The 10,448-nt window shown below is 73.1% G+C and carries 9 protein-coding genes; 5 read left to right on the top strand and 4 right to left on the bottom strand.

Translation table 11 applies throughout. The annotated features are described in order from the left end of the window. A partial coding sequence (locus ACOJUF_RS09935) for an FUSC family protein (RefSeq protein WP_420121696.1) occupies positions 1 to 2,133 on the bottom strand: 2,133 nt, incomplete at its 3' end. Positions 2,134 to 2,588: 455 nt separating this feature from the next. On the opposite strand from ACOJUF_RS09935, the gene ACOJUF_RS09930 reads away from it, so the two are divergent. Next, the gene (locus ACOJUF_RS09930; protein ID WP_420121697.1) at positions 2,589 to 2,984 is read left to right on the top strand and encodes a DUF3054 domain-containing protein; all 396 of its coding nucleotides are present in this window, start codon (positions 2,589 to 2,591) and stop codon (positions 2,982 to 2,984) included. On the opposite strand, the gene ACOJUF_RS09925 is transcribed toward ACOJUF_RS09930, so the two are convergent. Continuing rightward, on the bottom strand, positions 2,869 to 4,221 hold the full coding sequence (locus tag ACOJUF_RS09925) for an MFS transporter (RefSeq protein WP_420121695.1): 1,353 nt from the start codon (positions 4,219 to 4,221) through the stop codon (positions 2,869 to 2,871). The two genes, ACOJUF_RS09930 and ACOJUF_RS09925, sit on opposite strands and share 116 nt — an antisense overlap. A 98-nt stretch (positions 4,222 to 4,319) precedes the next feature. Between ACOJUF_RS09925 and ACOJUF_RS09920 the strand changes: the two genes are divergently transcribed. Then, a complete protein-coding gene (locus ACOJUF_RS09920; RefSeq protein WP_420121694.1) occupies positions 4,320 to 4,805 on the top strand; it encodes a winged helix-turn-helix transcriptional regulator in 486 nt (161 codons plus the stop codon). Between the two features lie 24 nt (positions 4,806 to 4,829). Here ACOJUF_RS09920 and ACOJUF_RS09915 read toward each other — a convergent pair whose 3' ends face one another. Beyond that, positions 4,830 to 6,407 (bottom strand): hypothetical protein, encoded by a 1,578-nt coding sequence (locus tag ACOJUF_RS09915; RefSeq protein ID WP_420121693.1) that lies wholly within the window; start codon positions 6,405 to 6,407, stop codon positions 4,830 to 4,832. Positions 6,408 to 6,521: 114 nt separating this feature from the next. Beyond that, positions 6,522 to 6,947, bottom strand: coding sequence for an MmcQ/YjbR family DNA-binding protein (locus ACOJUF_RS09910; protein WP_420121692.1), 426 nt, complete (start codon positions 6,945 to 6,947; stop codon positions 6,522 to 6,524). A 37-nt stretch (positions 6,948 to 6,984) separates the two neighbouring features. Here ACOJUF_RS09910 and ACOJUF_RS09905 point away from each other — a divergent pair, with 37 nt between their 5' ends. The 3 genes from ACOJUF_RS09905 (at position 6,985) to ACOJUF_RS09895 (ending at position 10,391) form a co-directional block, all read left to right on the top strand. Further along, the gene (locus ACOJUF_RS09905; RefSeq protein WP_420121691.1) at positions 6,985 to 7,449 is read left to right on the top strand and encodes a helix-turn-helix transcriptional regulator; all 465 of its coding nucleotides are present in this window, start codon (positions 6,985 to 6,987) and stop codon (positions 7,447 to 7,449) included. A 10-nt stretch (positions 7,450 to 7,459) separates the two neighbouring features. Continuing rightward, entirely contained in the window at positions 7,460 to 7,870 is a 411-nt protein-coding gene (locus tag ACOJUF_RS09900; protein WP_420121690.1) for a VOC family protein, read from the top strand. Between the two features lie 133 nt (positions 7,871 to 8,003). Then, positions 8,004 to 10,391: an ATP-binding cassette domain-containing protein gene (locus ACOJUF_RS09895; protein WP_420121689.1), complete on the top strand. Its 2,388-nt coding sequence runs from the start codon at positions 8,004 to 8,006 to the stop codon at positions 10,389 to 10,391. Positions 10,392 to 10,448 lie beyond the last annotated feature (57 nt).

Below are 10,448 nucleotides of genomic sequence, written 5' to 3'. Positions count from 1 at the left end.
GTCGGCGCCGCCGCTCGCCTCGCCGTCCGGACCGGTCCGGGCGATCGCGCGCCGCACGTCGTCGACCACGTCCGGCTCGGCCGTCGGAGGCGGCGGCTCCGGCAGGACCTCGCCCGCGGCCCCGCGTCGCACCGGGCGGTCCAGCTGCCCGGCGAGCCGCTCGAACCAGTCCCGGGTGCGGGCGGCGGCGCCGGCGACCGTATCGGCGGCGGGCATCAGCGCCGGGTCGGTGACCGGCGGCAGTTCGGCGACGGCCTCCGCCGTCAGGCGCACCCGGACCGCTCCGTTGGACAGCAGGGTGAGCGCCTCCAGCGGGACCTCGCGGGTGCCCCGCTCGAACAGGTACTCGCGCACCGCGTCGTCCAGCCGCAACGAGGCCTGCGCCGCGCGGCCGAACGCGTCCGCCGTGGCCGCCGGCTGGTCGGCCCCTCCGGCCGGCCCTAGCAACCCGTCGGCCGCGGCGACCAGGGCCTGCGCGCCGCTGCGGTAGAACTCGGCGACCGCGCGGCGGATCTGCGCGGCCGCCCCGCGCGGCCAGAGCAGCACCCCGGAGACGAGCGCCGAGGCGCAGCCGAACAGGACGTCCTCGACGCGGACCAGACCGACCCCCCAGCCGCTGGGGGAGATGAGGTTGAACAGGACGACGACCAGCACCGTGAACGCGGCCTGGCCGGCGACGAACGAGACCGCCTCGGGCAGGTAGCCGGCGACCAGCAGCGCGATCGGCAGGAGCACCCACAGGTGCCACGGGGTGGTGCCGACCGCCACCATGATCACCGCGCCCACGACGAAGCCGATCGTGGTGCCGCCCAGGGCCCGCAGCGCGGTCGATCCGGTGGTCAGCGCGGTCGTGCGCAGCACCGACATGGCCCCGAGCACCACCCAGAAGCCGTGGGCCACCTCGGTCACCTCGGCGATGGTCACCGCGATGGCCAGGCCGATCGCGCCGCGCACGCTGTTCTGGAACCACACCGAGCGCACGCTCAGGTGGCCGGCCAGGGCTCGGCGCACCGGCAGGATCTCGCCGGTCCCGGCGGCCGGGGTGGCCCGCCCGAGCAGCCGGTCGAGCAGCGGCCGGGCGTCGGCCGCCGCGGACGCACCCACGGTCAGCCCGGTCAGCCGGGTGGTGTAGACCAGCTCGAGCTTGGTCGCCGGATGGACATCGTCCCGGTGCGGGTGCGGGTCGTCGGCGACCAATCGGGCGAAGGTCCGGCTGGCGACGTGCAGGTTCCGCAGGGCGCGCAGCCGGGTCGCCAACTCGGTGCGGGCGGCGAAGGACGGGCGGTCGTCGTCCTGGCCGAGCACCTCGCGGGCGGCCCGCAGGGTCGCCACGCAGGCCTCGGCGACCGTCCGTCGCCCCTCCGGCCGGTCCGCCGGCCCGGGCAGCCGGTCGATCACCGCGTGCAGCCACTCCAGCCGGTCCGGGAGCCGCATCAACTGGCGGCTGCCGGTGGTCAGGCCGACCGGCCGGACGTTGCTGCGGCGGAACTGCGCGCGCAGCTCGACGATCGCCGCGCCGGCCGCGTCGTGGGTCCGGCGGATCGCGTCGCCGTCGACACCGTCCGACCACGCCTGGAGCTGGTCGGCCAGGGCGCCGCAGGCGGCCGCGGCCGCGATCCGCAGCCGCCGATGGTCCTTGGGTGGCCAGGCGTAGACGGCCAGCGGCACGGACAGCGCCGCGGCCAGGGTCCATCCCGCCCAGCGGCCGGGGATGTCGGTCAGCGGCACCGGGACCATGACCGGGAGGATGAAGGTCAGCAGCGCGGCCCGTGACGCGCCGGCCAGGGCGGCGCTGAGCACGCCGCTGAACAGGATCAGGAAGCCGAACAGCGCCATCCCGGCGACGGCCAGCCAGGGCACCGGGGCCATCAGGGTGCCCAGCGTGATGAAGACCAGGCCGGTCCCGTACAGGCCGGCGTAGGCCCCGAGCCGGGCGCCGCGGTTGCCGGGGAAATCGGCGAACAGCAGCAGGGCGACCGAGCCGAACGAGGCGAACAACGTGATCTGGGCGTTGCCCACGACGGTGCCGATGACGACCCCGATGGTCGCCGCGATCGCGACCTTGATCGCCTTGCGCCCGGCGTTCCCCTCGGGATCGTGGGCCTGCATCCAGCCGACGATCCCGCGTGCCATGTCCGCCGCCTGCCGCTCGAGCCCAGGGTGCCGGAGCGCCTCCGGCCGCCGCGAATCTATCAGCCGGGCGTGGGCGGCCCGGTCCGAGTGCGGGGCCCCTGGCGACGCTGCGTGACGTGACCCATATCACATGAGCGGGCGGAAGGATCCGGGGGGTCCGGCCGTTGTCCACATCGACGGTCCTCGCGAACATGCCCCGGGCTCCACCCCTTTCAGTCGCCGAGAGCGACCACTCGCCGAGAGGCGCACGTCCGGGGGCCGTCACCGGAACCGCCCGATGCCTCCCGCGTCGGGCGGTTCCGCTTTTTCCGGGTCGCCGGGACGCCCCGCGTGGCCGACCCTGCGCCCGGCCCGGCCGTCCGGCTGGGCATGATCGAGGGGTGACCCGCACCGACCCCACCGATCCGGCGACCGCGCGACGCACCGCCGGCGCCCGTCGCCCCGGACACCTGGCCATCGCCCTCGTCGTCGACGTCGCTCTCGTGCTGCTGTTCGCCGCCATCGGTCGCGGCAGCCACGGCGAGAGCGTGCTGGGCGGTCTGGCCGGGACCGCCTGGCCGTTCCTGCTCGGCCTGGGAACGGGCTGGCTGGTCGCCCTGGCGGTCGGCCGGACGGCCCGCCGCGGCGTCGACCCGCGCCGCCTCGTCCCGGAAGGCCTGCTGATCTGGGGCGGCACCCTCGTGGTCGGCATGCTCGCCCGGGTGGTGGCCGGTCAGGGGACCGCGCCGAGCTTCATCATCGTGGCCGGGGTGGTGGTGGCCGCGTTCCTGCTCGGCTGGCGGGCGCTGGCGCGCCTGGGGTGGTCATCGTTCCGACGGGACTCGGCCGGTCCGCGGCCGGGCGTCGGGTGACCACGGACAGGGCGGCGGCCAGCACGCACAGCGCTGCGCCGGCGAGCCAGGCCAGGGTGTAGGACCCGGTCTGGTCGCGGATGACCCCCGCGCCCAGGGCGGCGGCGGCCGCGCCCACCTGGTGGCTGGCGAACACCCAGCCGAACACGACGGTGCCGTCCACCCCGAAGATCCGCTGGCACAGCGCCACCGTCGGCGGCACCGTCGCCACCCAGTCCAGGCCGTAGATCACCACGAAGACGACGATGCTCGGCTCGATGGTGTCCGACAGCAGGGACGGCAGCAGCGCCAGACCGACGCCGCGGAACGCGTAGTAGCCGACCAGCAGCATCCGCGGGTCGATCCGGTCGGTCAGCCAGCCCGAGCCGATGGTGCCGGCGATGTCGAAGATGCCGACCACGGCGAGCAGGCCGGCGGCCACCGTCTCGGGCATGCCGTGGTCGTGCGCCGACGGGATGAAATGAATGCCGATCAATCCGTTCGTGGTGGCGCCGCAGATGGCGAACGCGGCCGCCAGGGCCCAGAACGAGGGCACCCGCGCGGCCCGCCGGAGCGCCAGCAGGCTGCGTCGGCCCGGCCGGCCGTGTTCACGGGACGGCGGCCGCCAGCCGGGATCGGCACCCAGCGGCGCCACCCCGCGCTGCTCGGGGTAGTCCCGGAGCACCAGCAGCAGCACCGGCACGATCGCCAGCGCGGCCCCGGCGATGACCAGGGAGGCCGTGCGCCAGCCGGTCCGCGTCGCCACCTCGGCGATCACCGGCAGGAACAGCAGCTGCCCGGCCGCGCCGCCGGCGGTCAGCACGCCCATGGCCAGGCCGCGGTGCCGGACGAACCAGCGCTGGCTGATGGTGGCCGCGAAGGCCAGCGCCATGCTGCCGGTGCCGAGCCCGATCAGGACTCCCCAGGTCAGCAGCAACTGCCAGGACGCGGTGACGAAGATCGACAGGGCGCTGCCCGCGGCGACCAGGACCAGTGCGCAGGTGGTCACCAGCCGGACGCCGAACCGGTCCATCAGCGCGGCGGCGAACGGTGCGGTCAGCCCGTAGAGCAGCAGGTTGACACTGATCGCCGCGGAGATGGCCGCCGTCGACCAGCCGAACTCGGCCTGCAGGGCGGGCAGCAGCGGTCCGGGGGCGGCCCGGAAGCCGGCCGCGGCGATGAGGGCCAGGAACGAGACGACCAGCACGGTCAGCGCCGGGTGCCATCGTCGCCGGCCGGCCGCTCGGATCCGCGTCACGGTATTCACTTTCTTGAAGGAAGACAGCTGATCGCGGTACTGTACGCACACTGGCTTTCTTCAAGCAAGCACCAGCCGCCCCACGGAAAGGGTCCCCGATGGCGCTCCGGTCGGACTGGTCCGTGGAGCAGTGTCCCGTGCGGCGCGGGTTGGACGTGGTCGGCGATCCCTGGTCCCTGCTGATCATGCGCGACGCGCTGCACGGCAAGCGCCGGTTCGAGCAGTTCCGGACATTGGGCATCGCCGATTCCGTCCTGTCCCGGCGGCTCGCCGCCCTCGTCCGGGACGGGCTGCTGGTGCGCCGCGAGTACCAGGGCACCCGGCGCGCCCACGCCGAGTACCTGCCCACCCAGGCCGGCGCCGACCTGCTGCCGGTGCTGCACGCACTGGCCGGCTGGGCCGAGGCGCACACCGACCTTCCCCCGGGGGGCGGGCACATGGCGATCATGCACACGTGCGGCGCCGAGACCCGCTCGGCCGACACCTGCACCGGTTGCGGGGAGCCGTTGCGCGCGCAGGACGTCAGCTGGGACAAGCCGTGGTCCGGGCGGCGCGACGCCCTGGTCGGGCCGGCCGGGCCCTGACCGCGGGCGCTGAGCGCGGCCCGGTCACATCCGACCGCGGATGAGCTGGCTGAACACGTCCAGCGTCTCGTCCAGGAACCCGATGACGCCCAGCGTCGAGTCGATGTTCTGCGGGGGCACGGTCAGCAGGGTGTCCCGGCGGATCAGCCGGTCGAAGTCGATCGTGATCGGCCCCGGTCGGACCGCCCCGGTGGGCGTGCGGAAGGTGACGCCGGCCTGCTCCATGACCTGGACGATCTCCTGCGCGACGATCCCGTAGGCGATGGTCGTCGGGTGCACCCCGTCCAGGGAGAACAGCCCGCCGGTGGCCCGGCCGCCCCGGCCGTCGGCGGTGAGGAAGCGGGTGTCCGGCTCGGGCCGCACCGTGGCCAGGGCGCCGGGCAGCGGGTACGGCGTCCACCACGACGGGCGGGCGGCGGGGTCGTGGGCGTAGCGGCGGTGCGCCAGCCGGTCCAGCACGCCGGCGATGTCGCACAGGTACCAGTCGCGGCCGGCCGCCCGGGCGGTCCGCACGGCTTCCTCGATGTGCTCGTTGTAGAGGTCGATCGCGTAGTCGATCGCGCACGCCTGCCCGGCCGTCAGGTGCTTGTCGCCGTCCGGGTCGAACCGGTCGGCGGTCACCCAGGGCCGGGCGTAGTAGGGGAAGTACGCGGACCCGGCCGGCTTGTCGTACAGCCCGCGGGTGGCCGGCGGGATGGTGACGTGCGGGATGGTGCACAGGATGACGGTGCGGGCGTCGATCCGTTCGATCCGGTCGACCAGCTCGTCGTACTCGATCCGGAAGTGGGCGGGGTCCCACACGGTGTACTCGCCCTTGCGGGCCGGATCCTGGAAGCCGTCGTCCTGGCTCCAGACCAGCTCGAGCCGCAGCACGCTGCCCAGCACGTTGTTGGCGCCGAGCCAGACCACCAGGGTCTCGATGCCGCCGTCGTCGCCCAGCGCCTCGGCGACGTCCAGCAGGGTCATCGCCTCGACCTCGGGATCGCCGTGCGGGTAGACCCGCAGCGCCGCCCGGCTCGGGGCGTTGTCCACCAGCGGGATCAGCAGGTTGTTCGTCGGGTCGGCGGCGAACTCCCGGCAGGAGGCGAAGGTGTCGTTCCGCGCGTCGTACAGGTCCCAGGCGAAAACCGCCAGGGCGTGGTTGAACCCGGTCACGTTCGGCACGACGGCCCCCGGGCCGCGCTCCCAGTACTCCTCGATGTCGTTCATCAGGCTGCGCGCCCGCAGCGCGGCCAGCGGCACCTCCAACGGGCTGAACGAGGGGCCGAACCGCAGCTCCAGTTCCCGCAGCAGGAACTCGATGTTCAGCGGAAGGCCGCCCAGGCCCGGGTATCTCGGGAAGCGAAAGCGGTCCGCCCAGCCCAGTTCGCGGGCGATGATCGCTCCGTAGGACAGGTCGGTGTTGTAGATGGCCGCGCTCTGGAAGCCGTGGGTGAGCGAGTCGCCGACGGTGACGATCCGGTGCGTCCGCCGGTCCTGCGCCGTCGCCGCCACGGGGATGCCCAGGGCGGGATCCGCGGCGGGCCGGCGGGGTTCGGCGCCCGCCCGGTCGAGCACCTCGGCCGGTGCGTCGTCCGGGAGCGGGGGAGTCACTGGGGCCACGGCACTCTCCGGGGGACGGCGCGGTCCGGACGGCGGTTCGCCGATGACGAATCACCGCCGGCGATCGCGACCATGGTGGCGGCCCCGCCGGGTGCCGGTCAACCGGATTGCCGGTCAGCCCGACCGGTCGTCGGGCAGGCCGTGGTCGGCCAGCCACAGGCCGGCCCGGCGGCGGGACGCCCGGCTCAACCAGGCGTCCTGGACCAGCTCGGTGACCTCGGCCCGGGACAGCCGGGCCAGCTGCGACGCCCGGACCAGCACCGACGGGTGACCGTCGAAGTGCCGGGTGGTGAAGTACGGCGGCCCGGACTGCAGCAGCGCCTGCTTGTCCTCCTCGCCGGCCACCCAGAACACGATGACGTCGTCGTACCGCTCACCGGTGTCCGGGTCGACGGTGTCCGGCCGGCGGCTCCGGAAGAAGACGAAGCTCTTGCCGCCGACCTGGTAGACGGGCCGGTCGGTGTCGCCCGGATAGACGGTGACGTGCGGCATGCCGGCGGCGACCCGGTGCACGTCGGCCACGGTGGCGGGGTCGTCCATCCGCCCAGTGTGCCCCGCGGCGTGGCACGATCGCCGGGTGAGCACCGGCCCCGAGGAGCAGCGACGGCACGATCTGGTGCTGCTGCGCCGGGTGCGTGACCGGATCGACCGGGAGTACGCCCGCCCGCTGGACGTGCCGGCCCTGGCCCGGGGGATCAACGTGTCGGCCGGCCACCTGAGCCGGCAGTTCAAACTGGCGTTCGGCGAGTCGCCCTACTCGTACCTGATGACCCGGCGGATCGAGCGGGCCAAGGCGCTGCTGCGCCGCGGGGACCTGAGCGTCACCGACGTGTGTTTCGCGGTCGGCTGCTCGTCGCTGGGCACGTTCAGCACCCGGTTCACCGAACTGGTCGGGGTGCCGCCCAGCGTGTACCGGGACCGGGCGGCGCGGGGGACCGGCGAGCTGACCGGGGAACTGCCGTCCTGCGTGGCCAAGGCGGTCACCCGCCCGGTCCGGAATCGATCAGGAATCGAGAAGCCCGACCCGGCGGCCCGTCGCTAGCGTTGGCGGCATGGACATCACCATTCACTACGCGTTCCTCCCGCAGACCGATCCCGATGCCGCCCTGGCGTTCTGGTGCGACACGCTCGGTTTCGAGCTGCGCAACGACGTCGGCTACGAGGGGCTGCGCTGGCTGACCGTCGGCCCGCCGAACCAGCCGCAGACGGCCATCGTCCTGCACCCGCCGGCCGCCGACCCGGGGATCACCGACGAGGAGCGGCGGGTCGTGCTGGACCTGATCGCCAAGGGCAGCTACGGCGCGCTGACCCTGGCCACCAAGGACCTCGACGGCCTGTTCGACTCGCTGCAGGCCAGCGGGGCCGAGGTGGTGCAGGAGCCGACCGAGCAGCCGTGGGGCGTGCGCGACTGTGCGTTCCGCGACCCGTCGGGCAACATGATCCGCATCAACGACGTCGGCTGACGCGTCTCGTGTGCGCCGATCCGCGGTCACCGGTCTGGCAGCGGCGGGCCGCCGAGGCCCGGTCCCGGGCGCGGATGTCGGACCGATCCGGTAGACACGAGACGTTGCCGGCCGCCGCACGGATGGAGACACGATGACCAGCGCCCCGACCGCCGCCACCGACCCCGGGCGGCCCGCGGCCGACAGCCACGACCTCATCCGGGTGACCGGCGCCCGCGTCAACAACCTCAAGGACGTCAGCGTCGAGATTCCCAAGCGGCGCCTGACCGTGTTCACCGGAGTCTCCGGGTCGGGCAAGTCGTCACTGGTGTTCGGCACCATCGCCGCCGAGTCGCAGCGCCTGATCAACGAGACCTACAGCACCTTCGTGCAGGGTTTCATGCCGACCCTGGCCCGCCCCGACGTCGACGTGCTGGACGGGCTGACCACCGCGATCATCGTCGACCAGGAGCGGATGGGCGCGAACCCGCGGTCGACCGTGGGCACCGCGACCGACGCCAACGCGATGCTGCGGATCCTGTTCAGCCGGCTGGGCGAGCCGCACATCGGCTCCGCACAGGCGTTCTCGTTCAACGTCGCCTCGATCAGCGGTGCCGGTGCGGTCACCGTGCAGAAGGCGGGCGTGCAGATCAAGGAGCGCCGCGAGTTCAGCGTCACCGGCGGCATGTGCCCGCGGTGCGAAGGGATGGGCCGGGTCAACGATTTCGACCTCACCGCCCTGTACGACGCGGACAAGTCGCTCAACGAGGGCGCGCTGACCGTCCCGGGCTATTCGATGGAGGGCTGGTACGGCCGTATCTACCGCCAGTCCGGGTTCTTCGACCCGGACAAGCCGATCGCACGGTTCACCAAGCGCGAGCTGAACGACCTGCTGTACAAGGAGCCGACCAAGATCAAGGTCGAGGGCATCAACCTGACCTACGAGGGGCTCATCCCCAAGATTCAGAAGTCCTTCCTGGCCAAGGATGTCGAGGCCATGCAGCCGCACATCCGGGCCTTCGTCGAACGGGCGATCACGTTCCAGACCTGCCCGGAGTGCGACGGCACCCGGCTCAACGAGGGTGCCCGGTCGTCCCGGATCCGGGGCCTGAACATCGCCGAGGTCTGCGCGATGCAGATCTCGGACCTGGCCCAGTGGGTGCGCGAGCTGGACGAGCCGTCGGTGGCGCCGCTGCTCACCGCGCTGCGGGCGACCCTGGACTCGTTCGTCGAGATCGGGCTGGGCTACCTGTCCCTGGAGCGCCCGTCGGGCACCCTGTCCGGCGGAGAGGCGCAGCGCACCAAGATGATCCGTCACCTCGGGTCCTCGCTGACCGACGTGACCTATGTCTTCGACGAGCCGACGATCGGGCTCCACCCGCACGACATCGCCCGGATGAACGACCTGTTGCGGCAGCTGCGGGACAAGGGCAACACCGTGCTGGTGGTCGAGCACAAGCCGGAGGCCATCGCGATCGGCGACCACGTCGTGGATCTGGGTCCCGGGGCCGGAACGGCCGGTGGCGAGGTGGTCTTCGAGGGCACGGTCGAGCAGCTGCGGGGCTCGGGCACGCTGACCGGGCGCCACCTGGACGACCGCGCCGCGCTGAAGGAGACGGTGCGCACCCCGACCGGCGCGCTGGAGATCCGCGGCGCGCGGACGAACAACCTGCGCCAGGTCGACGTCGACGTGCCCACCGGGGTGCTGGTGGTGGTCACCGGTGTCGCCGGTTCCGGCAAGAGCTCGCTCATCCACGGCTCTTTGGCCCCCCGGGAGGGGGTCGTGACCGTCGACCAGGGGGCGATCAAGGGTTCCCGGCGCAGCAACCCGGCCACCTACACCGGCCTGCTCGAACCCATCCGGAAGGCCTTCGCCAAGGCCAACGGGGTCAAGCCGGCCCTGTTCAGCGCGAACTCCGAGGGGGCCTGCCCGAACTGCAACGGCGCCGGGGTGATCTACACGGACCTGGCCATGATGGCCGGCGTCGCGACGCCGTGCGAGGTCTGCGAGGGCAAGCGGTTCCAGGCCGCGGTGCTCGAGTACACCTTCGGCGGCCAGGACATCAGCCAGGTGCTGGCCATGCCGGTCGCCCGGGCCGAGGAGTTCTTCGCCGCGGGTGAGGCGAAACTGCCCGCGGCGCACAAGATCCTGGCCGCGCTGGCCGACGTGGGCCTGGGCTACCTGACGCTCGGTCAGCCGCTCACGACGCTCTCGGGCGGGGAGCGGCAGCGGATCAAACTGGCCACGCACATGGGGGAGAAGGGCGGGGTGTACATCCTCGACGAGCCGACGACCGGTCTGCACCTGGCCGACGTGGAGAACCTGCTCGGTCTGCTCGACCGGCTGGTCGACGCCGGCAAGTCGGTGATCGTCATCGAGCACCACCAGGCCGTCATGGCGCACGCCGACTGGATCATCGACCTCGGGCCGGGGGCCGGCCACGACGGCGGGCGGGTCGTCTTCCAGGGCACCCCGGCCGAGCTGGTCGCCGACCGGTCCACGCTGACCGGCCAGCACCTGGCCGCCTACGTGGGACGCTGACCCGGATCCACCAGGCGCGAGGACCGACTCACCGAAGAGAGGCCGACACCGTGCGGA

It is taken from the genome of Nakamurella sp., from assembly GCF_048594475.1.
Classification (GTDB): Bacteria; Actinomycetota; Actinomycetes; order Mycobacteriales; family Nakamurellaceae; genus Nakamurella.
Note: the sequence above shows the minus strand (reverse complement) of the source record. Positions and strands in the feature narration are given on the sequence as shown.

What these genes read in the sequence shown, in the direction of transcription:
- ACOJUF_RS09920 (WP_420121694.1), top strand. Translation starts at nt 4,320, where the DNA reads ATGGCGCTCCGGTCGGACTGGTCCGTGGAGCAGTGTCCCGTGCGGCGC.
- ACOJUF_RS09910 (WP_420121692.1), bottom strand. Translation starts at nt 6,947, where the DNA reads ATGGACGACCCCGCCACCGTGGCCGACGTGCACCGGGTCGCCGCCGGC.
- ACOJUF_RS09895 (WP_420121689.1), top strand. Translation starts at nt 8,004, where the DNA reads ATGACCAGCGCCCCGACCGCCGCCACCGACCCCGGGCGGCCCGCGGCC.
- ACOJUF_RS09900 (WP_420121690.1), top strand. Translation starts at nt 7,460, where the DNA reads ATGGACATCACCATTCACTACGCGTTCCTCCCGCAGACCGATCCCGAT.